Source organism: Streptomyces sp. NBC_00377 (genome assembly GCF_036075115.1).
Taxonomy (GTDB): Bacteria; Actinomycetota; Actinomycetes; order Streptomycetales; family Streptomycetaceae; genus Streptomyces.
Map to the genome: position 1 here is coordinate 673,483 of NZ_CP107958.1, position 20,164 is coordinate 693,646.

The window sequence follows — 20,164 nt, forward strand, 5'->3', positions numbered from 1 at the left end:
GCAACACAGAACCAAGGAACCGGTCACCACAGAACCGGGGAAAAGGTGTGGCGATGCAATCTGCTGCCGTGGACCTCCCGGACGCACACGACGAGCCGCTCACGGACGCCGCCGTCGACCTCGTTCTGCGCGGTATGTGGCGCGGTCGGCCGGAGTCCGAGCACCGCCCGCTGGTCGACGCCGGGCTGGCGATGGTGAAGGGGCCGGTGGTCCTGCCCACCGAACGCGCCAAGGCCGCCGCCGCGCGCATCCTGCGGGTCCCCGCCGGCTCCGAGCAGGAGGAGCGGATCACCGCGGTGTACGAGGCGTTCCTCCCGGTCAACCGGAAGATCCGCGATGTGTGCACGGCATGGCAGTGCCGTCCCGACGGCACGGCCAACGACCACTCCGACGACGTCTACGACGCCGGGGTGCGCGAGTCGCTGGAGGACGTGCACGAGGCCATCCAGCCCGTGCTGCGCCGGCTGGACCGGGTGCTCGCGGGCAGCGGGCAGTACCTGACCGCCCTGGAGGAGGCCCTCGACCAGTTCGACGACGGCGCGCCGGCGTGGCTGGCCTCGCCGTTGTGCGACTCGTACCACACCGTGTGGATGCGGCTGCACCAGGAGCTGCTGCTCGTGCTGGGAATCAGCCGGGCCGAGGACGAGGCCCGTGAAGAGGAGCTGGTCAGGAGGGACCGGGGTTGAGCGTCACCGACCGCGGGGCGGGTCCGCTCGCCCAGTCCGGCGGGCCCCTCGCGCCCGCCGCCGCCCCCGGGACCCCCGTCGCCCCGGAAGCCCGCGTTGTCTCAGCGGCCTCAGCGGCCTCAGCGCCCCCCGGACGCATCCTGGTGCCCTACGGGCAGGGACGGAGCCGGGGCCTCGACGCCGACGAGCTGGGCACGCACGGCGCGGCGATGGACCGGCTGGTCGCCCTCGGCCTGCCGGTCGTGCCCGGGCTCACCGTGCCGGCCGGCGCGGCCGCTTCGCTGTGCGCGACCGACACCGCCGAGGCCGCCGTGGAACTGGTCGAACAGCTCGCGGGGCGGCACATCGGGGACCCGGCCCGGCCGCTGCTGCTGCGCCTGTCGGCGAGCGCGCCGACCGAGATCGCCGGACTGCCCCCGGACCTGCCCTGTCTCGGAGCCGCCCCGGCGCGTGCCGACGACCTGTGCGCCGTCATCGGGCGCGAGGACGCGCTGTACGACGTGTGGGCCGCCACCGTGCGCATGATCGCCGAGTACGCGCTCGACGTGCCCGGCGACCTGCTCGACGACGCCCTCCTGGACACTCCCGGAGCACGGGCACGGGTGGAGGTGCTGCTGTCCCTGGTGGCCGAGCACGGCTCCCGGCCCTTCCCCGACGACCCCGCGCAGCAGCTCGCGCTGGCCGCCCGCGCCCTCCTCGCCCGGTGGGACTCACCGCGCGCGAGGAGGTCCCGCAGGGCCCAGCGCCTGCCCGCCGAACTGGCCGTCGCCCTGCATGTGCAGGCCCTGCGCATCGGCCCGGCGGACCACTCGGGTTACGGCACGGCCGTCAGCCGCGACCCGGAGACCGGACGTCTCTCCCCGCGCGGCTCCTTCTTCCGCGGAGTGCGCCGCAGCGCCCCGCCGCCGCACGCGGGCGAGCCACTGGACCGGCTCGCGGGCGGCACCGCGCTGCTCGAGCACTCCCTGCTCACCCTGGAGCGGCATCTGCGCGCACCCGTGTCGGTCGACTTCGAGGTGCGCGACGACGAGATCTCCCTGCTCGCGGCCTCGGCGCAGCCGCGCCCGCCGCTTCGGGCGTCGGTCTGTCTGGCGGCGGACCTGGCCCGGGACGGGGCACTCGGCCGCGAGGAGGCCGTAGGGCGGATCACCCCCGCGCAGGTGCAGGAACTCCTGCACCCCCAGCTCCGGCTGACCGGCGGTGAGGAGCTCCTGGTGCAGGGGCTTCCGGCGTCGCCGGGGGCGGCGGCCGGAGCGGTCGTGCTGTCCAGTGAACGCGCCCTCGAACTGGCCGCCGAGGGCACTCGCGTCGTGCTCGTGGCCGCCGAGACGACGCCGGCGGACGTCCCCGGGATGCTGGCCTCCGCCGCCGTGCTGACCGGCAGCGGAGGCATCGCCTCGCACGCCGCCGTGGTGGCGCGGGGCGCGGGCAGGCCCGCGGTGTGCGGTGCCGAGGGGCTGCGGGTGGACCGGGCCACGGGGACGGTCCACTTCGGCGAGCGCATCGTGCGTGAGGGCGACCCGGTCTCGCTCGACGGCCGTACCGGCGCCGTCTACGCGGGGACGCTGAGCGTCAGTGTGGCCGGACCACCGCCCGAGCTGTCCACCCTGCTGGGATGGGCCGACGGCGTGCGCCGGCTGGGCGTGCGGGTCAACGCCGACACGGCCGCCGAGGTGGAGACGGCCCTCGCGCTGGGCGCGGAGGGAGTCGGGCTGTGCCGTACGGAACACCAGTTCCTCGGCGAACGGTTGCCGCTGATCCGCCGGGTGCTCCTGGCTGCCGACCCGGCCGCCCGTGAGGACGCGCTGCGGGCGCTGGAGCACGCCCAGCACGAGGACTTCACGGCACTGCTGACCGCCGTGGGCGACCGCCCGGTGACCGTGCGCCTGCTCGACGCCCCGCTGCACGAGTTCCTGCCTGCCCCCGGGCAGGCCCTGGACGCGGCCGAGGAGCAGCGGGCCGAATCGCTTCGCGAGGCGAACCCGATGCTCGGGCTGCGCGGGGTGCGGCTGGCGCTGCTGCACGAGCGCCTCTACCCGGCGCAGGCCGAGGCGCTGTTCACCGCGTGGGCCGAGGTCGCCGCCACCGGCCCGCGGCCGGAGCTCGAGGTGATGATCCCGCTCGTCAGCCTGCCGGAGGAACTGGCGGCCGCGGCCGCCTACGTCCGCGCTGCCGCGGAAGCCGTCGCCGCCCGCACGGGTGTGGAGGTGCCGTACCGGCTCGGCACGATGATCGAGACCCCGAGGGCCGCGCTGCTGGCCGGCGAACTCGCCGAGCACGCCGAGTTCTTCTCCTTCGGCACCAACGACCTCACCCAGCTGACCTACGGGTTCTCCCGGGACGACGTCGAGCGCCAGGTGCTCGCCGCCTACCAGGAGCGCGGGTTCCTGACCGCCAGTCCGTTCGCCCGGCTCGACCCGCACGGGGTCGGCGCCCTGGTCGCCCTGGCGGCCGGGCGGGCCCGGGAGGTACGGCCCGGCATCAAGCTGGGCGTGTGCGGTGAGCACGGCGGGGATCCCGAGTCCATCGCGTTCTGCGACGGCCTCGGCCTCGACTACGTGTCCTGTTCCGCGCACCGGGTGCCGGTGGCGCGGATGGCGGCCGCGCACAGTGCCCTGCGGGTACGGCGGGATGAGGGCGGGGAGCGGCACGACGACGGCGGGAGCGCACCATGACGAGCACCGTGACCGACGGCACGGCTCTTTCGGAGACCGAGCTGGAGGATGTGCGCGAGACGGTTCGGTCGGTGTGCGCGGACGCGGGCGGCACCGCCGCGGTGCGCCGGCTGCGCGAGGAGGCCCCCGGCGTCGACGCCGCGCTGTGGGACGCCCTCGGCCGGCAGGTCGGTCTCGCGGCCCTGGGCCTGCCCGGGTCGGCGGGAGGCATGGGCGGCCTCGCCGGGATCGCCGTCGTCTGTGAGGAGCTCGGCAGGACCCTGGCCCCCGTGCCCCTGCTGTCCTCCACCGTGCTGGCCGGTCAGGTGCTGGCCGGCTGCGGTACGGCCGACAAGGCGCTGGCCGCACTGGCCGCGGGCACTGTGCACGCGCTGGCTGCCGTCGCACCCGACGGCGTCTGGCGGGCCGACGCCGTGCCCGTGGCCGTCTCCTGGCAGGGCAGTGTCCCGCTGCTGGACGGCACGGCGCCGTTCGTCCTCGACGGCGCGGACGCCGAGGCGCTGGTGGTGGCCGCGGCCGGCGCCGACGGTGTGGACCTCTTTCTGGCCGACCCGCGCGGGCCGGGCGTGACGGTGCGCCGGGTGCCCACCCTGGACCTCAGCCGGGGCCAGGCGGTGGTCGCCTTCCACGGCGCCCGGGTGCGGGCACTGACCGCCGGCGGCGAAGGGGCCGAGGTCGTCTCCCGCGCCCTGGACGTGGCCCTGGTGGCACTGGCGGCCGAGCAACTGGGCGGAGCGCAGGCCGCGTTGGACATGACGGTGGCCCATGTGCGCGACCGTACCCAGTTCGGCCGGGCCATCGGCGGCTTCCAGGCGGTCAAGCACGCCTGCGCGGACATGCTGCTCCAGGTGGAGGCCGCACGGTCGGCCGTGGTGCGCGCGGTCCGGGCCGACGGGTCGCCGCAAGCGCTGGCCGAGGCGGCGGCGGTGGCGCAGGCGTGGTGCTGCGAGGCGTTCGTCTCCGTCGCCGCCGAGTGCGTGCAGCTGCACGGCGGGATGGGCTTCACCTGGGAGCACGACGCGCACCTGTTCTTCCGGCGCGCCCAGTCCGACGCGGTGCTGCTCGGCGGTGCCGCACACCATCGGGAACGGCTGGCCGGCCTGCTCGGCTGGTGACGCGGATGAAGGGAGGGCCCATGACCACCAGACTGATCGACGAGTCGCTGTTCGAGAACCGGGAGCACCGCGGCGAGGGGTTCGCCGACGGGGATCCACCGCGGCTCGCGGGCGCCCGCTGTTCCGGGTGCGCCACCGTCGTCTTCCCCCGGCAGGACTCCTGCCCCAGGTGCCCGGACGGGACCATGGCCGCACACGTGCTGCCGGTGAGCGGGCGGCTGTGGTCGTGGACCCTCCAGGCGTTCCCGCCGAAACCGCCGTACCGGGCCCCGGAGGGCGGACACCGGCCGTACCACGTGGGCTATGTGGACCTCGGCGAGGTGCTGGTCGAGGCTCGGCTGGCGGTGCCCCGCGCCCAGATCCGGATCGGTCTGCCGGTGCGGCTGACCACGGTGCCCGCGTACCGGGACGAGGACGGGACCGACGTGGTGACCTTCGCGTTCCGCCCGGAACGGGACGGGGAGCGATGAGCCGGCCCGACGATGTGTACGTGGTCGGATGCGGGATGCATCCCTTCGGCCGCGACGAGAGCGTCACCGGCATGGACATGGCCGAGCGGGCGATACGCGCGGCCCTGGCCGACGCCGGCGTCGCCTGGGAGGACATCGGCTACGCGGCCGGCGGCTCCGACGTGTCCGGCAAGCCGGACACCCTGGTGGGCAGGATGGGTCTGACCGGAGTGCCGTTCGTCAATGTGCAGAACGGCTGCGCCACCGGTGCCTCCACCGTGCTCGCGGTGGCCAACGCGCTGCGCGCGGGCGAGGCGTCCCTGGGACTGGCGGTGGGCTTCGACAAGCACGAGCGGGGCGCGTTCCACGTCTCCGCGGCCCGCTACGGTCTGGGCGACTGGTACGCCGAGACCGGCATGATGCTGACGACCCAGTTCTTCGCGCTCAAGACCCGGCGCTACCTGTACGAGCACGGGATCTCGGAACGCGCGCTGGCGACGGTCGCCGCGCGGGCCTTCCGCAACGGCTCGCACCATCCCCTGGCCTGGCGGCGCAAACCGCTGACGGAGCAGGAGATCCTGGATTCCGCCGAGGTCAGCCCTCCGCTCACCCAGTACATGTTCTGCTCTCCCGGACAGGGCGCGGCGGCCCTGGTGCTCGCGCTCGGCGACCGTGCGTTCGATCTGTGCGAACGACCGGTCAGGCTGGCGTCGCTGGCCTTCCGCACCCGGCGCTTCGGCTCGTTCGAGGTGTTCTCGCCCTGGCTGCCGCCCGGACCGCACCACAGCCCCAGCGTCGACGCCGCGAAGGCCGCCTTCCGCACGGCGGGGGTGGGGCCGGCGGACGTGCGGGTCGCCCAGTTGCAGGACACCGACAGCGGCTCGGAGCTCATCCACCTCGCGGAGACCGGGCTGTGCGGCCACGGCGAGCAGGAGGAGCTGCTGGCCGCCGGGGCCACCGATCCCACGGGCCGGATACCGGTCAACACCGATGGCGGCTGTCTGGCCGGCGGTGAGCCCGTCGGCGCCTCCGGACTGCGCCAGTTCCACGAGGTGGTACGGCAGTTGCAGGGCCGGGCGCCCGGCGTGCAGGTACCCGGGGCTCCCCGGGTCGGCTTCACCCACGTGTACGGGGCGCCGGGGATCAGCGCGTGCTCCGTGCTGACGGTGTGAGAGGCGGCGGGCGGCCGTGCGGCACGAGAAGAGAACCGCGCTGGTGACGGGCGGGGCGCGCGGGATCGGCCTGGAGATCGGCAGACAGCTTGCGGATCTGGGGCTGCGGGTGCTGGTCGGGGCGCGACGGGCGTCGGCGGCCGAGGAGGGCTGCCGTGCCATCGGTCCGGCGGCGTTCCCGCTGGCGCTGGACGTGACCTCCGCGGCGAGCGTCGCCGAAGCGGTGCGGCGGGCACGGGACCTGACCGGCGGGATCGACGTCCTGGTCAACAACGCGGGAGTGTCGCTGGACGGGGAGCTGCGGCCCCCGTACGTCGACGAGGACGTCCTGCGCGCGACCCTGGACACGAACCTCACGGGCGCCTGGCGTGTCGTGGAGGCCGTCGTCCCGGGCATGGTGGAAGCGGGCTACGGCCGGGTCGTGAACGTCACCAGCTCGTACGGTTCGCTGTCGCTGATGGATTCCGGCCGGCACCCCGCCTACCGGATCTCCAAGGCGGCGCTCAACGCCCTGACCCGTATGCTCGCGGCTGAGCTGGCGGGTACGGGCGTCCTGGTCAATGCCGCCGACCCGGGCTGGACCCGCAGCGCGATGGGCGGCCCGTCCGCCCCGCGCGGCCCGAGGGAAGGCGCGGACACCCCGGTCTGGCTGGCGACCCTTCCCGAGGACGACGGGACGACGGGCGGGCTGTTCGCCGACCGCAGGCCACTGCCCTGGTGAAACGGCTCAGGTCCGTGACGCGGCCGGTTCCACCGGCTGCGCGGGCCCGGCCTGGCGCTGTTCGGCGGCGACGATGCGCAGCGCCAGCTCCCTGACCGCCTCGAGCACCGACCGGGAGGGCAGCTGGGACAGCGGTCCGCCCTCTGCCCGCAACGCGGTCACCAGCATGGTCGTACTGATCAGCGTGCGCACGGCGAGGGCCTGGGCCGCGTGCCGGGCCTTGGCCGCCCGGGGGCCACGTGTGGTGCCCTCGGGCAGGTAGTCGTAGCCACGCTGGATGTGCCGCTGCTCGAACTCGTCCCGCAGCACCTTGACGCTGCCGTTGGCGGAGGCGACCTGCACCTGGTAGAGCCGGGCCTCGTCGGGGTTGCGCTCCACCCACTCCCACACGGCGTCGATGACGCGGACCAGACCTTCGGCGTCGCCCGGCTCGGACTCCGGCCGGGCCGCCTCCACGACCGCGTTCAGCTGGTCGAAGACCCGGCGCATGGCGAGCTCCAGCAGCTCCTCCTTGCCGTCGAAGTGGTAGTAGACGGCCGTGGGGACCACCTGTGCCTCGTCGGCGATGTCCTGGATGCTGCTCTCGGCGAATCCGTTGCGCCCGAACACCCGCACGGCGGCGGTGATGATGTGCTGCCGCCGCGAAGGCCGGTGGGCGGGCTGCTTGCCGTTCTTCGTGGTGGCCATCATGCTCCCTGCCGACTGCCCGGTACCCGCGTTCACGGGCCCTGCGTACTGACCAGTGTATCGAGTAACTCCGACCCTTGGCCCGCGGAATTGCCGCTGCGCGTTGGCCTCCGGGGCGCCGGGGTCCCGGCATACTTGACATCATGACGACATCCGGAGCCCGCGCCGCCCACCGCCCCTCGCGCAAGCAGTGGGTGATCGAGGCGGCCACGGAGTTGTTCGCGACGCAGCCGCCGGACGAGGTGACGGTCGCCGACATCGCCGCGCGGGCCGAGATGACATCGGCCGCGGTGTACTACCACTTCTCCTCCAAGGACCAGGTCCTGGCGGAGGCCATGCGGGCGTTCGCCGCCTCGCTGCGCGAGCAGTTGCAGACGATCACCGAGGCCCACGGGCCCGGCTCGGACCTCGGAGCGGCGGTCACCGTGCTGCTGGCCTGGATGGGCGAACACCGGTCCGCCGCCACCGTGTTCTTCGTGTCGTCGGCCGGCATGAGCCAGGATGCGGAGGCGCTGCGCCAGGAGAGCCGTACGGAGCTGCTGGAGGAGCTGGTGCGGCTGATCCGCAAGGCCCGCGCGTCCGTCACCGACGCCGAGGCGGCGGTGATCGGCCTGGGCCTGCTGGCGCTGCTGGAGACCGCGGCGATCTCGCAGGTCCGGGGCGACGACGTGTACCGCTCGCTCGGGCACCGCTCCTTCGTCCGCGAGGTCGGCGAGCTCGCCGAGCGGATCGCCGACCCGGCCGCGTAGGGCTCCGCTCACACCAGCAGACGCAGGGGCCTGCTCAGCAACTCGCCGACCGTGCGCAGGTATTCGGCGGCGGGCGCCCCGTCGACGGCCCGGTGGTCGAAGGTGAGGCTCAGGGTGAGGACCCGCGTCCGCAGCGGTCTGTCCTCCCGCCACTCGACACCGTCCCTGAGCCTGCCCGCCCCGAGGATCGCGACATTGCCGGGGTTGATCACCGGGGTGAAGAAGTCGACGCCGTATCCGCCGAGCGAGGTGACGGTGAAGGTCGCCCCGTCCAGCTGTGCGGGGGAGATCCGGCCCTCGCGCGCGGCCTGGGCCAGGGCTTTCGACCGGCGGGCGATCTCGGGCAGCGGCAGGGCCGCCGCGTCCTCGATCACGGGGACCATGAGGCCGCCGGGAACGGCCACCGCGAAGCCCAGGTGGATGGCGTCGAGCAGATGGATGCCGTCCTCCCGCACGGTCGCGTTGAGCAGCGGGTGCTCGCGCAGGGCCAGGGCGGCCGCCTTCAGCAGGAAGTCGTTGAGGCTCGGCACCGGCAGTTCGCCGTCGGCCCACTCCTCCTTGAGCCGGTCGCGCAGGGACACCACGGCGTCCATCCGCACCTCGTAGCCGTGCGTCAGCTGGGCCATCTCCTGGAGGCTGGCGTGCATCCTGCGGGCGATGGTGCCGCGCATCCCGGTGAGCGGGAGGACGTCGCCGGGCTGCGGGACGGTGGTGCGGCGGACCGGCGCGGGGGTGACGGCGTCCAGGTCGGACCGGCGGATCCGGCCGCCCGGGCCGGTGCCGTTCACGCCGGCGAGGTCGATGCCCCGTTCCTTCGCCAGCTTGCGCACGAGCGGCGAGGAGGAGGTCCCGCTCGGCGGGACCGTTGCGACGAGGCCCTCGGGGAGGGCGGCGAGGACGTCCTCCACGTCCTCGGAGACGATCCGGCCGCCCGGCCCGGTGCCGCGTACGCCGGTGAGGTCGACGTCGGCGGCCGAGGCGACCCGCCGGGCGTTCGGCGAGGACAGGAGCCGGCCGGTGGCGCCGTCGACGGCGAGCGGCGTGGTGGCACCGCCGGAGCGGGCCGCACCGGTGCCGGTGAATGCCGGTGCGGCGCCCGCGCCGGCCAGGCCGCCGGGGGGCGGCATGGCGGCCGTACCCGCGGCGCCGCCCGGAGCAGGCGCGGCGGGCGCGTCCGCCGCCCGCGGTGGCTGCTCGCCCTCGGCCAGCAGCCAGCCGATGAGTGCTCCGGCGGGCACGGTGGCCCCGGCCGGGACCAGCGGGTGGAACAGCCCCCCGGCCTCCGCCTCGACGTCCACGTCGACCTTGTCGGTGGCCAGGCGCAGCAGCGAGTCGCCCTCGGCGACGGCCGCGCCGGTGGGCACCAGCCATTCGTCGATCGTGCCTTCCTGCATGGTCAGGCCGATCTTCGGCAGCAGAACCTCGACCGCCACGTCGGTCACGACCTTTCGAGGAGACGCCGGCAGCCCTGGGCGATGCGGGCGCGGTCGGGTACGTACGCCTTCTCCAGGACCGGGGAGAAGGGCACCGGGGAGAAGGGGGCGCCGATCCGCAGGACCGGCGCGTCCAGGTAGTCGAAGACCACGTCCTGGATCTGGGCGGCGATCTCCGCGCCGAGCCCGCCGAAGGTGACGGCCTCGTGCACCACGAGGACCCGGTTGGTGCGGCGCACGGAGGCGAACATCGTCTCGGTGTCCAGCGGCTGCACGGTCCGCGGGTCGATCACCTCGATCTCCACGCCCTGCGCGGCGAGCTCGTCGGCCGCCGCGAGGGCCTCCCCCACCATGCGGCCGAGGGCGATCACGGTGACGTCGGAGCCCTGCCGGGCGGTGTGCGCCTGGCCCAGCGGGATGCCGTAGATCTCCTCGGGCACCTCGCCCGTGCTGCCGAGGAGGACCTTGTTGAGCATCACGACGACCGGGTTGTCGTCGCGGATGGCCGAGACGGTCAGGCCCTTGGCGGTGTACGCGTCGCTCGGCATCACCACCTTCAGACCGGGCACATGGGCCAGCCATGCCTCGAGGCTCTGGCTGTGCTGGGCGGCGGCGCCGAGGCCCGCTCCGGAGGCGGTGGTGATGGTGAGCGGCACGGACAGCGCGCCGCCGAACATGTACTTCATCTTCGCCGCCTGGTTGACGATCTGGTCGAGGCAGACGCCGATGAAGTCCATGAACATCAGGTCGACGACGGGGCGCAGGCCCCGGGCGGCGGCTCCCACGCCGAGGCCGACGAGGGCGGCTTCGGAGATCGGGGTGTCGATCATGCGGCGGGGGCCGAACTCGTCGAGCAGGTTGTCGAACATGCGGAACACGCCGCCGTATCCGGCCACGTCCTCGCCGGCGACGAAGACGTTCTCGTCCTCGCGCATGGCCTGCGCGAGTCCCTCGTTGAAGGCCTTGACGTAGCTCAGCTTGCGGGAGGAGGCGGCCGGGGCGCCGACCGCGGCTTCGGTGGTGAGGGTCATGGCGGTCATCCTGAATAGACGTTGAGCAGCAGGTCGGCGGGGTCGGGCAGCGGGCTCGCCTCGGCGTACGCGATGGCCTCGGCGATCTCGTCGCGGGTGCGCTGCCATACGTCGTCCAGCTCCGCGCGGGTCGCGGTGCCGTCGGCGACCGCGCGGGCCTCGATCAGGTCGATGGGGTCGCGGGTCTTCCACTCGGCGACCTCCTCGTCCGAGCGGTAGGGGTGTCGCAGACCCTTGACGCCCTGGTGGTCGAAGAAGCGGTAGGTCTTGGCCTCGATCATCATCGGGCCCGCGCCGGACCGGGCCCGTTCGACGGCCTCGGCGGCGGCCCGGTGGACGGCCACGGCGTCCATGCCGTCGACGATCACGCTGGGCATGCCGTAGGCGGCCGCCCGGTCGGCGACGTCGGTGAGCAGCATGTGCCCGGACTGCGGGGTGAACTCGGCGTAGCCGTTGTTCTCGCAGACGAAGACGACGGGCAGGCCCAGGATCGCGGCCATGTTGGCGCCTTCGTGCCAGGCGCCGATGTTGGTGGCGCCGTCGCCGAAGAAGGTCACCGCGACGCTGTCCTCGCCCTTGTACCGGGCGGCGAAGGCGGCGCCCACGGCGATCGGGACACCGGCTCCGACGATGCCGTTGGCGCCGAGCATGCCGCGGGTGAGGTCGTTGATGTGCATGCTGCCGCCGCGACCGAGGCAGGCTCCGGTGACCCGGCCGTACAGCTCGGAGTACATCGCGCGAAAGCCCACGCCCTTGGCCACGGCATGCCCGTGGCCGCGGTGGGTGGAGGTGATCTGGTCGTCGTCGCGCAGGGCCGTCATGACGCCGGCGGCGACGGCTTCCTGGCCGACATACAGGTGCAGGAAGCCGGGCAGTCTGCCCGCCTCCATGAGCTTGCCCGCCTCGGTCTCGAACAGCCGGATGCGCACCATACGCTCGTGCAGGTCCCTGACGACCAGTGGGCTGAGTTCCGTGTTGACCTGCGGGGATTTCTTCGACGCCGTCGACGCTCGTTGAGCCATCGTCCGCCCCTTCGTCCGAGGGAGGTTGCCAAGCAATCGGACTTACTTGTGCCGGTCTACAGTAACCAGCTTGGGGCACCTTACTGAACAGTGTCTCTAATTACTATGCCCCGGACCCGGGTTGCCGCCCCGCGCGTCCACCAGCTCCACGACGTTGCCCTCGGGATCCGCCCAGAAGCTGATCCGCCGACCGCGCGCCAGGACCACCACGGGGTCCGACAACGGCCGGGCACCGGCGGCCGCGAGCGCCGCCACGACCGGGTCCACGTCGTCGAGATGGAAGGTGAGGTACGACAGCCCCGGCCGCCCGGCGGGCGAGGGCACCGCGGACGCCGGCGCCGGGACCGACACCTGGTCCGACCGGGGAAGGATCAGCTTGACACACCCCCCGGACGGCACCCGCAGCCATACGACGTCCAGTTCGCCGCCGAGGCCGGCCGGGCCCCCGACGGACTCCGGCACGCGCGAGCGGTGCTCGGCGCGACAGCCGAGGGCGCCGCAGTAGAAGCGCTCCATCGGCTCCAGGTCCCGCACCACCACGCCGACCTCGAACGGCCGCGTCATGACCATCACACCCACCCCACCGGACACCGAGTGGCGACTTCGACACTTTCTATTGACAGACCACACTAAGTCCTGTTGTCGTTTCGGACACAACCCAGCCGTCGCGTTCCGAAGCCGGTCACCGGCTCGCGGCTGGGAGGATTGTGAGGACATCGTGGTCCAGACCAGTTCGCCGGAGATGCGGGAAACAGGCGCCGAGCGCAGGTCGCCGGTCACGGCCCCCGCCACTCCGTCCGTCACCCCGACCCCCGAGTACGCGTCCTGGATCAGCCAGGACCGGTCCACCGACGCGGCATCCGAGACGATGCGGCGGGAGGCGGCCGAGCTCGTCGAACGGGTGATGGCGCACTACCGCGGCAACACCACGCACGAGGCACAGGACCAGTGGACGGAACCCGTCGCCCACTACCTCGACGCCGACCGCTGGCAGCGTGAGACCGACGCCGTCCACCGGAGCGTCCCGCTGCCCCTCGCCATGTCCTGCGAGCTTCCCGGACCCCACACCTACAAGGCGATCGACGTACTCGGCATCCCGGTGCTGATCACCCGCGACCGCCAGGGCACCGTGCACGCGATGATCAACGCCTGCCGGCACCGGGGGGCCAGGCTCCTCGAAGCCGGCTGCGGAGTGTCGAAGCGGCTCACCTGCCCGTACCACTCCTGGTCCTACGACCTGGCCGGCGAACTGCGCGGTGTCTACGCCGAGAAGACCTTCGGCGAGGTCCCGCGCGAGGGCCGCGGACTCGTCCGGCTTCCGGCCGGAGAGCGCGCGGGGATCGTCTTCGTCTCGCTGGACCCGGCGGCCGAACCCGACCTGGACGGCTGGTTGGGCGACCTGCTGCCGCTGCTGGAGGGCCTGCGGCTGGCCGAGTGCCACCACTACTCCACCGGCGAGCTGACCAGTCCCAACTGGAAGGTCACCCTCGACGGGTATCTGGAGACGTACCACTTCGCCTCGCTGCACCCGAAGACGGTGTTCGAGACGAACCTCTCCAACATGATGGCCCACGACACCTGGGGCCCCCACCAGCGCATCGCACCGGCCCTGCGCCCCATCGCGCGGGCGGTCGAACTACCGCCGGACCAGCGCGACCCCGGCGACTGCGTCGGGCCCATCTACTGGCTCTTCCCGGGACTGGCGATCGCCGGCGGCTGGCGCCAGAAGATCGCCGTCTCCCTGGTGCTCCCCCGCACGGCGACTGAGTCGGTGACCCAGCAGATCATCCTGCTGCGCGAACCGGCGGTGACCGAGGAGGAGCGCCACGCCGCCGACCGGTTCGGCGAGTGGTTCCACGAGGTGGTCCGCGACGAGGACTACGCGACCACCTACGGAGTCCAGCAGGGCCTGAAGGCCCTCGACGGGACCGACTTCGTCTTCGGACGCAACGAGCCCGGGCTCCAGCACTTCCACCGCACCATCCACCAGCACCTGGACAGCGGCGCCACAGCGGCACCCGGAGCCACCAGGTGAGCAACCAACAACACTCGCGGGAGAACACCATGGTGGCTACGGGCAGCCTCGACGGACGTGTCGCGGTGATCACGGGCAGCACGCGCAGCATCGGCCGCGCCATCGCCGAGGCCCTCCTCGCCGACGGCGCCACGGTCGTCGTCAGCGGCCGTTCCGAGATCAAGGGCAAGCAGGCCGTGGAGGAGATGGGCGGCGGCGACCGGGTCGTCTTCCACCCCTGCGACGCCAACAGCCAGGAGGACATCGAGGGCCTCGCCGACTTCGCCGCCGAGCGGTTCGGCAGACTCGACATCTGGGTCAACAACGTGGGCGGCAGCTCCGGCTTCGCCCCGATCCACCTGCTCAGCGACGAGGCCTGGCACGACGCGCTCAACCTGAACATCAACGGCTACTTCTACGGCACCCGCCGGGCGCTGCCGAAGATGCTGGAAGGCGGCTGGGGCCGCATCATCAACATCTCGTCCGTAGAGGGCAAGCAGGCCAACAAGCCCGCGATCAGCCACTACATCACCAACAAGCACGCCATCCACGGCCTGACCAAGGCGACCGCCTTCGAGTACGGCACCCAGGGCATCACCTGCAACGCCATCTGCCCCGGCGCCGTCGACACCGACCTCATGCGGGCCGCGGGCCCCGCCGCGGCGGAGGCCGAGGGCATCAGTTACGAGGAATGGCTGGGCCGGTTCGCCGAGCACGCCGCCACCAAGCAGATCACCACCGTGGAGCAGGTCGCGGCGGTCGCCTCGCTGCTCGCGAGTGACGCCGGGGCGGGTATCACCGGCACGCTGATCAGCGTCGACGGTGGAACGGCACAGTGGTAGGCGGCGGGCGGGCAGGGACGGGCACGGACAGCGGGAGACCTCGGTCATGAAGAGCTGGATCACGGACTGGCAGCGCAGTGAGCGCCTGCCGCACTACACCCGCGCCAACGCGGGCGAGACCCTGCCGGACCCGGCCAGCCCGCTGGGCTGGACCCTGGTCTGGGGGCGGGGCCTGCGGGGCTGGCGGGACGGCTTCGTCGGCTTCGGCATCTACCGCGACGAGGAGGTGGCCGGCCCCCGGCCGCCGTTCGTCGGCATGTTCGGCGGCCACTTCTACCTCAACCTGTCCCACATGCGCCTGTTCGGCATCCGGATGGGCCAGACAGCGGACCAGATCGACGCGGCCTTCGTCGGCCAGCGCTCGGACACGCCCGTGTACGTGGCGCACCCGGACGACCAGGACGAGGAACTGACCGGCAAGGCGGGCGCGACGCTTCAGCGGATGCTCGGCCAGGCCGGCTTCCCGGAAGCCGACGCCGACCGGGACAGGCTGCGCGCCCTGCGCCGCTCGCGCCCCGACCTGACGCAGCTCTCCGACGCCGAACTGGTGGCGCACGCGCGGTCGTTGCTGGACGAGGTGGAGACGACCTTCCGGCGGCACGTCGAGTCGTCGCTGCCCGCCTCCGTCGGACCGGCGATCCTCGGCCCGCTGTGCGCGGGCCTGGACCGTCCCGGCGCCATGCTCGACCTCATCGGCGGTCTCGGCGACGTCGACTCCGCCTCCCCCTCGACCGGCCTGTGGACGCTGTCCCGCCAGGTGGCGGCCTCGCCCGAGCTGACCGCGCTGTTCGACCGGGGTACGGCCGCGGTGGAGCAGGCGCTCGACGCCGCGACCGGGGACCTGAAGGCGTTCCGGGACTCCTTCGAGGAGTTCCTGGCGGAGTCCGGCGACCGCGGCCCCAACGAGTGGGACATCCACGCGCTGTCCTGGGAGGCGGCACCCGTCCAGGTCCTGGCCCTGGTCGACCGGATCCGGCACAGCGCCGACGACGACTCCCCGGCCGCCCGCCGCAGGCGGCTGACCGACGGCCGTGAGCGGACGGCGCGCGAGATCCGGGCCGCGCTGCCCGAGGAGACGCAGCCCCTGTTCGACGCCGGTATGCACGCCTCCCAGGTGTGGATCCCGGCCCGCGAGCGCACCAAGGCGAACTGCGTCACCGTCGTCAACGAGATCCGCATGGCCGTACGGGAACTCGGCCGCCGGGGCGTCGAGGCGGGGATCTTCGCCCGGCCCGAGGACGTGATGATGCTCCTGGACACCGAACTCGACGACTATGTCGCCGCCCCGGAGTCCTTCGGTCCCGTCATCGCGCAGCGGCTCGACGAGTACGCGGGCCTGCACGAGCTGGAGCCGCCGTTCTTCGTCGCCGACGACACGCAGACCGAGATCGACACCTGGCCGCGACGCGCCGAGGAGCGGACCCCCGCGGCCGTCGAGGGCGATGTGCTCGGCGGTGTGGGCGGCAGCCACGGCACCTACAAAGGCACCGTGCGGGTGGTCACCGACCCGGCCTCGTGCGAGGCGCTCGAGCCCGGCGAGGTGCTGGTCGCGCCGATCACGGACGCGGCCTGGACCCCGCTGTTCCTCGTCGCCGGGGCGGCCGTCGTGGACGTGGGCGCGCTCAACAGCCACGCCGTCGTGGTCTGCCGGGAGCTGGGCATCCCGGCGGTGATCTCCGTCGAGGGGGGCACCCGACGGCTGCGGGACGGCATGGTCATCACGGTCGACGGGGAGCGCGGCACGGTCACCGTGGACAGCGTCCCCGCGTCGCCCGGCAGCTGAGACTCCGCGGGCCCGTCGCCTCCCACGCAGGCGCGGCGGGCCCGCGGGCACGACCGTGAAAGGACAAGGCGTGGCTCCCGTGGCCGAGGAAATCATCGTCGCCGGCTGGATGGACTACGAACCCGGCGATCGCAGCACGATGCTCACCGCACTCGTCGAGCTGGGCCGGCGCACGCGGGAGGAAGAACCCGGCTGCCTGGACTACGCCATGACCGCCGACCCCGGCGACGAGCGGCGGATCCGGGTGTTCGAGCACTGGACCTCGCAGCAGGCCCTCGACGAGCACTTCGCCACCCCGCACATCAAGGACTTCCGGGACGCCGTGGCGGGGCTGACCCGGGTCGGGGTCTCCCTGACGGCCCATTCCGTCGCCGCGTCACGGCCCATGCGGTGAGACGGCGCATGCCGTGAAACGGCGCACGCGGTGAAAGGCAGCATGCGCGTGAGCGACCCATGTGCGTGAGCGGGCGGCCCATGTGTGTGAGCGGGCGGCCCATGTGTGTGAGCGGCACATGTGCCACACGCGCGTGAGCCCGACATGCGCTTGAGCCACATGCGTGGGCCCGACATGCGTGTGGGCGACATGCGTGGGCCCGACATGCGTGTGGGCCACATGCGCGGGCCCGACATGCGTGTGGGCCACATGCGCGGGCCCGACATGCGTGTGGGCCACATGCGCGGGCCCGACATGCGTGTGGGCCACATGCGTGTGGGCCACATGCGCGTGAGCCACATGCACATGGACGGCGCCCCCGGCGGGGGCGCCGTACCTTGTTGCGGCGGGTCGTCAGCGGTGGGAGTCGTCCAACCGGACCAGCATCTTGCCGACGTTGCCGCCGCCCAGCAGCGACAGCAGCGCCCCCGCGGCGTTCTCCAGGCCGTCCACCACCGTCTCGCGCGCGGTGATCCGGCCCTCGGCGAGCCAGCCCGCGACCCGCCGCTCGAACTCCGGCCGCAGGTCGTCGTGGTCGCGGACGATGAAACCGCACAGGGTCAGCCGCTTGAGGACCGCCTGGATCAGGTGGTTGATGTCCACGGTCCGCCGGTCGCCGCCGAACTGCGACATCATGCCGCACAGGGCTACCCGGCCACCGGGGCGCAGCGCGTGCAGCGCGGCGGCGAGCTGTTCGCCGCCGACGTTGTCGAAGTACACGTCGACGCCGTCGGGCGCCAGGAGGGCCAGCGCGTCACGGACGGGCCCCGCGCGGTAGTCCGCGGCGGCGTCGTAGCCGAACTCCTTCACCAGCAGGGCGCACTTGTCCGGCCCGCCGGCCGTGCCGACGACGCGTTCGGCGCCCAGCAGACGGGCGAACTGGCCTGCGGCCGTGCCGACGGCGCCGCCCGCGGCGGACACGAGGACGGTGTCGCCCGGACGCATCTCCGCGATCCGGGTCAGGCCCACGTAAGCGGTGAAGCCGGTCTGGCCGAGCAGCCCCAGCCAGGTGGGCAGCGGGGCGAGTCCGGGGTCGATGCGGCCCGCGCCGTCGGTCGCCGCCGCGTCCAGGACGGCCCGTTCACGCCAGCCGAGCTGATGGCGTACGTACGTGCCGGGCGGCACCGAGGCACAGCGGCTCTCCTCCACGACGCCGAGGGCGCGGCCGTCGAGCGGCGAGCCCGGGGTGAAGTTGTGCGTGTAGTGCTTCTCGGTGCTCTCCAGGCGCCCGCGCATGGACGGGTCGACGCTCATGTACAGGTTGCGCACCAGCAGTTGTCCCGCCCCGAGGTGCGGCAGCGGGCGGTCCTCGACGGCGAAGTCACTGAGCATCGGCTCCTTGTCGGGCCGGCGCACCAGACAGACCACCCGGGTCGTACGCGGCGGCGTCACCGGTCAGCGCTCCGGCTGCGGCGGCGTACGCCGCTGGGCGAGTCGGCCGACCCAGCCGGCCATCTGGAGGTCGGCGTGGCGCAGCTCGCCCGACTGCCACCGGGCCTGGAAGTCGAAGACGCCCTGTGCCCCGGTCGCGGGGTCGGTCACCTCGACCAGTCCGTCCTCGGTGAGCCGGTACACATGCCCGGTCAGCGGGTGGATCACTTGCTTGGGCATGGGGGCCTCACTCCTGCACTCGGCGGCGCACGCCGCGTTTGGTCACGGTCACCGGGCCCTCGACCCGGAGCCGGCAGGCGAGCCGGGTCAGGCCGTCCACCGGCCTGCGCAGGGCCTCGATGCCCTCGCGTTCCAGCGGGCCCACCGGGGAACAGTTCTCGGCGCCCTCCTCCACCCGGACGAAGCAGGTGCGGCAGGTGCCCTTGCCGTCGCAGATCGTGGGCCAGCGGTAGCCGAGCCGCCGGGCGGCGCTGAACAGGTCCTCGCCGTCGAGGACTTCGAGCTCCTCGCCCAGGGGCCTGACCGCCACCCGGTGGGTCACTTGTCCATCCACCGGTCGAGTGTCCGGTTGAAGTGACGGATGCGGCTCTCCTGGTAGTTGGCCAGGGTGATGCCCGGCTTGCGCATGGCCTTCAGGCCCTGCTGGACGTAGGGCAGGTTCTCGCAGTCCTGGTCGAAGACGGGTCCGAGCACGCCCAGTTCGGGGATGTCGGCGAAGAGCATGTCCTGCGGCACCCACCGGATCTTCGCGGGGGGCGGTGTCTCGCCGGGCTGCTTGGGGGACGACATGAAGATGATCTCGGCGGTGCAGGAGTCGGGGTCGAGGCCGTTGGGCCGGAACCGGTAGATGATGTTCGACTTGGCTCCGCCCCAGGGATTGAAGTTCGGGAACAGCAAGTAGTTGATGGCGTCGAGCAGTTCGGTGTCCGGGGTCCCGGAGAAGTCCTGTGTCGAGGTGGCCGCCAGCTGTGCGCGCATCCGCTCGGCGAGGACCTGCCGGGCCGTGCCGCCGGGCGGAATCGCCGGCAGTTCGTCGCCCTCCTGGATCACCAGGTCACGGCCTTCGGCCGCGGCGTAGAAGGCACGGGAGTCGTAGAAGGTCTCCAGCACGTCCTCCTCGGTGATCGAGTCCGCCACGTGCGGGCTGGGCGCCCCCTGGATGTTGATCATGCGGCTCCAGTTCGGCTGGTCCGCCATGACGTCGTACTGCGAGTTGGCGTCGGCCAGCCACGGCAGCATCTGCGGGTGCGTGGCGATCACGTGGAAGGACTCGATGAACGCGTCCTGGGCGATCTTCCAGTTGCAGGGCAGCACCTTGCCGATGTGCAGCGACTTGTAGCGGTTCTCCAGCGGCCAGATGTAGTAGTCGTCGAAGGTGCCGCGGTAGCTGTCGAAGGACTCGGCGCAGGGGTCCATGTTGATGAAGACGAAGCCGCGCCAGGTGGCCACACGGGCTTCGGGGAGGGCGAACTTCTCCGGGGTGACGTGCGGGAAGTCCCAGGCGCAGGGCGGGGTCCGCATCGTGCCGTCGAGGTTCCAGGCGAAGCCGTGGAACGAGCAGCGGAACTCGCTGACGTTGCCGCCGCCGGTACGCAGTTTGCGTCCGCGGTGCAGGCAGACGTTGACGAAGGCGCGGATCTCCTCGGGGGCCGTGCGGACGACGATGAGGGAGTCGTCGCCGATCTCGTAGACCTCGTGGTCCCCGACTTCGGGGATCTCGCTCTCCAGGCAGGCGAACTGCCAGACGCGCCGCCAGACCTGCCGCATCTCGCGCTCGGCCCACTCGCGGGAGGTGAAGCGGGCGGTGTCGATGTCCTCGCTGCCGAGGTGGTCGTTCCGCTCGAACCTCAGGGCGGGGGGAACGGGGCGGCTGTCCTGGTCGAGGTAGTCCTGGACGCTGGGCCCGGGGCACCGCGCTGTGGCCGGCTCCGATGTTTCGTCCATCATCTCTCCTCCGGCA

General features: G+C 72.7%; 20 protein-coding genes. 11 read left to right on the forward strand and 9 right to left on the reverse strand.

Annotated elements, in window-relative coordinates; genetic code table 11:
* Positions 1 to 53 precede the first annotated feature (53 nt).
* Genes OHS71_RS03170 through OHS71_RS03195 form a run of 6 tightly spaced genes read left to right on the forward strand, consistent with a single transcriptional unit; the run spans position 54 to position 6,818 of the window.
* Entirely contained in the window at positions 54 to 686 is a 633-nt protein-coding gene (locus OHS71_RS03170) for a hypothetical protein (protein ID WP_328476539.1), read from the forward strand.
* A complete protein-coding gene (locus OHS71_RS03175; RefSeq protein ID WP_328476541.1) occupies positions 683 to 3,361 on the forward strand; it encodes a putative PEP-binding protein in 2,679 nt (892 codons plus the stop codon). The genes OHS71_RS03170 and OHS71_RS03175 overlap by 4 nt, the downstream gene beginning before the upstream one ends.
* Entirely contained in the window at positions 3,358 to 4,476 is a 1,119-nt protein-coding gene (locus tag OHS71_RS03180) for an acyl-CoA dehydrogenase family protein (RefSeq protein WP_328476543.1), read from the forward strand. The genes OHS71_RS03175 and OHS71_RS03180 overlap by 4 nt, the downstream gene beginning before the upstream one ends.
* A 20-nt stretch (positions 4,477 to 4,496) precedes the next feature.
* Positions 4,497 to 4,946 (forward strand): Zn-ribbon domain-containing OB-fold protein, encoded by a 450-nt coding sequence (locus OHS71_RS03185; RefSeq protein WP_328476545.1) that lies wholly within the window; start codon positions 4,497 to 4,499, stop codon positions 4,944 to 4,946.
* A complete protein-coding gene (locus OHS71_RS03190) occupies positions 4,943 to 6,097 on the forward strand; it encodes a thiolase family protein (protein WP_328476547.1) in 1,155 nt (384 codons plus the stop codon). The genes OHS71_RS03185 and OHS71_RS03190 overlap by 4 nt, the downstream gene beginning before the upstream one ends.
* A gap of 16 nt (positions 6,098 to 6,113) precedes the next feature.
* Positions 6,114 to 6,818: an SDR family NAD(P)-dependent oxidoreductase gene (locus tag OHS71_RS03195; RefSeq protein ID WP_328476549.1), complete on the forward strand. Its 705-nt coding sequence runs from the start codon at positions 6,114 to 6,116 to the stop codon at positions 6,816 to 6,818.
* Positions 6,819 to 6,824: 6 nt separating this feature from the next.
* Here OHS71_RS03195 and OHS71_RS03200 read toward each other — a convergent pair whose 3' ends face one another.
* The gene (locus tag OHS71_RS03200) at positions 6,825 to 7,541 is read right to left on the reverse strand and encodes a TetR/AcrR family transcriptional regulator (protein WP_328476551.1); all 717 of its coding nucleotides are present in this window, start codon (positions 7,539 to 7,541) and stop codon (positions 6,825 to 6,827) included.
* A gap of 107 nt (positions 7,542 to 7,648) precedes the next feature.
* Here OHS71_RS03200 and OHS71_RS03205 point away from each other — a divergent pair, with 107 nt between their 5' ends.
* Entirely contained in the window at positions 7,649 to 8,254 is a 606-nt protein-coding gene (locus tag OHS71_RS03205) for a TetR/AcrR family transcriptional regulator (RefSeq protein WP_328476553.1), read from the forward strand.
* Between the two features lie 8 nt (positions 8,255 to 8,262).
* Here the strand turns inward: OHS71_RS03205 and OHS71_RS03210 are convergent, their stop codons facing one another.
* The 4 genes from OHS71_RS03210 to OHS71_RS03225 all read right to left on the reverse strand — a co-directional run bounded on the left by OHS71_RS03210 (position 8,263) and on the right by OHS71_RS03225 (position 12,304).
* Entirely contained in the window at positions 8,263 to 9,696 is a 1,434-nt protein-coding gene (locus OHS71_RS03210; RefSeq protein ID WP_328476555.1) for a 2-oxo acid dehydrogenase subunit E2, read from the reverse strand.
* Positions 9,693 to 10,718 (reverse strand): alpha-ketoacid dehydrogenase subunit beta, encoded by a 1,026-nt coding sequence (locus OHS71_RS03215; RefSeq protein ID WP_328476557.1) that lies wholly within the window; start codon positions 10,716 to 10,718, stop codon positions 9,693 to 9,695. Before OHS71_RS03215 ends, OHS71_RS03210 begins: the two co-directional genes overlap by 4 nt.
* A 5-nt stretch (positions 10,719 to 10,723) precedes the next feature.
* The gene (locus tag OHS71_RS03220) at positions 10,724 to 11,740 is read right to left on the reverse strand and encodes a thiamine pyrophosphate-dependent dehydrogenase E1 component subunit alpha (protein ID WP_328476559.1); all 1,017 of its coding nucleotides are present in this window, start codon (positions 11,738 to 11,740) and stop codon (positions 10,724 to 10,726) included.
* A 96-nt stretch (positions 11,741 to 11,836) separates the two neighbouring features.
* Positions 11,837 to 12,304 (reverse strand): VOC family protein, encoded by a 468-nt coding sequence (locus OHS71_RS03225; RefSeq protein ID WP_328476561.1) that lies wholly within the window; start codon positions 12,302 to 12,304, stop codon positions 11,837 to 11,839.
* Between the two features lie 154 nt (positions 12,305 to 12,458).
* On the opposite strand from OHS71_RS03225, the gene OHS71_RS03230 reads away from it, so the two are divergent.
* The 4 genes from OHS71_RS03230 (at position 12,459) to OHS71_RS03245 (ending at position 16,773) form a co-directional block, all read left to right on the forward strand.
* Positions 12,459 to 13,775 (forward strand): aromatic ring-hydroxylating oxygenase subunit alpha, encoded by a 1,317-nt coding sequence (locus OHS71_RS03230; RefSeq protein ID WP_328476564.1) that lies wholly within the window; start codon positions 12,459 to 12,461, stop codon positions 13,773 to 13,775.
* Positions 13,772 to 14,596: an SDR family NAD(P)-dependent oxidoreductase gene (locus OHS71_RS03235; RefSeq protein ID WP_328476566.1), complete on the forward strand. Its 825-nt coding sequence runs from the start codon at positions 13,772 to 13,774 to the stop codon at positions 14,594 to 14,596. Before OHS71_RS03230 ends, OHS71_RS03235 begins: the two co-directional genes overlap by 4 nt.
* 46 nt (positions 14,597 to 14,642) lie before the next feature.
* The gene (locus OHS71_RS03240) at positions 14,643 to 16,379 is read left to right on the forward strand and encodes a PEP-utilizing enzyme (RefSeq protein ID WP_328476568.1); all 1,737 of its coding nucleotides are present in this window, start codon (positions 14,643 to 14,645) and stop codon (positions 16,377 to 16,379) included.
* Positions 16,380 to 16,449: 70 nt separating this feature from the next.
* Entirely contained in the window at positions 16,450 to 16,773 is a 324-nt protein-coding gene (locus OHS71_RS03245) for a putative quinol monooxygenase (protein WP_328476570.1), read from the forward strand.
* Positions 16,774 to 17,166: 393 nt separating this feature from the next.
* On the opposite strand, the gene OHS71_RS03250 is transcribed toward OHS71_RS03245, so the two are convergent.
* The 4 genes from OHS71_RS03250 to OHS71_RS03265 are packed head-to-tail and all read right to left on the reverse strand — an operon-like array spanning position 17,167 to position 20,151.
* Positions 17,167 to 18,204 (reverse strand): NADP-dependent oxidoreductase, encoded by a 1,038-nt coding sequence (locus OHS71_RS03250; RefSeq protein ID WP_328476572.1) that lies wholly within the window; start codon positions 18,202 to 18,204, stop codon positions 17,167 to 17,169.
* Between the two features lie 3 nt (positions 18,205 to 18,207).
* Entirely contained in the window at positions 18,208 to 18,423 is a 216-nt protein-coding gene (locus OHS71_RS03255) for a transposase (RefSeq protein ID WP_328476574.1), read from the reverse strand.
* 7 nt (positions 18,424 to 18,430) lie between these two features.
* Positions 18,431 to 18,757 (reverse strand): 2Fe-2S iron-sulfur cluster binding domain-containing protein, encoded by a 327-nt coding sequence (locus OHS71_RS03260; RefSeq protein WP_328476576.1) that lies wholly within the window; start codon positions 18,755 to 18,757, stop codon positions 18,431 to 18,433.
* On the reverse strand, positions 18,742 to 20,151 hold the full coding sequence (locus tag OHS71_RS03265) for an aromatic ring-hydroxylating oxygenase subunit alpha (RefSeq protein ID WP_328476578.1): 1,410 nt from the start codon (positions 20,149 to 20,151) through the stop codon (positions 18,742 to 18,744). The genes OHS71_RS03260 and OHS71_RS03265 overlap by 16 nt, the downstream gene beginning before the upstream one ends.
* Positions 20,152 to 20,164: the final 13 nt, after the last annotated feature.

What these genes read in the sequence shown, in the direction of transcription:
- OHS71_RS03190 (WP_328476547.1), top strand. Translation starts at nt 4,943, where the DNA reads ATGAGCCGGCCCGACGATGTGTACGTGGTCGGATGCGGGATGCATCCC.
- OHS71_RS03185 (WP_328476545.1), top strand. Translation starts at nt 4,497, where the DNA reads ATGACCACCAGACTGATCGACGAGTCGCTGTTCGAGAACCGGGAGCAC.
- OHS71_RS03265 (WP_328476578.1), bottom strand. Translation starts at nt 20,151, where the DNA reads ATGATGGACGAAACATCGGAGCCGGCCACAGCGCGGTGCCCCGGGCCC.
- OHS71_RS03170 (WP_328476539.1), top strand. Translation starts at nt 54, where the DNA reads ATGCAATCTGCTGCCGTGGACCTCCCGGACGCACACGACGAGCCGCTC.
- OHS71_RS03225 (WP_328476561.1), bottom strand. Translation starts at nt 12,304, where the DNA reads ATGACGCGGCCGTTCGAGGTCGGCGTGGTGGTGCGGGACCTGGAGCCG.
- OHS71_RS03180 (WP_328476543.1), top strand. Translation starts at nt 3,358, where the DNA reads ATGACGAGCACCGTGACCGACGGCACGGCTCTTTCGGAGACCGAGCTG.
- OHS71_RS03220 (WP_328476559.1), bottom strand. Translation starts at nt 11,740, where the DNA reads ATGGCTCAACGAGCGTCGACGGCGTCGAAGAAATCCCCGCAGGTCAAC.
- OHS71_RS03240 (WP_328476568.1), top strand. Translation starts at nt 14,643, where the DNA reads ATGAAGAGCTGGATCACGGACTGGCAGCGCAGTGAGCGCCTGCCGCAC.
- OHS71_RS03215 (WP_328476557.1), bottom strand. Translation starts at nt 10,718, where the DNA reads ATGACCCTCACCACCGAAGCCGCGGTCGGCGCCCCGGCCGCCTCCTCC.
- OHS71_RS03205 (WP_328476553.1), top strand. Translation starts at nt 7,649, where the DNA reads ATGACGACATCCGGAGCCCGCGCCGCCCACCGCCCCTCGCGCAAGCAG.
- OHS71_RS03255 (WP_328476574.1), bottom strand. Translation starts at nt 18,423, where the DNA reads ATGCCCAAGCAAGTGATCCACCCGCTGACCGGGCATGTGTACCGGCTC.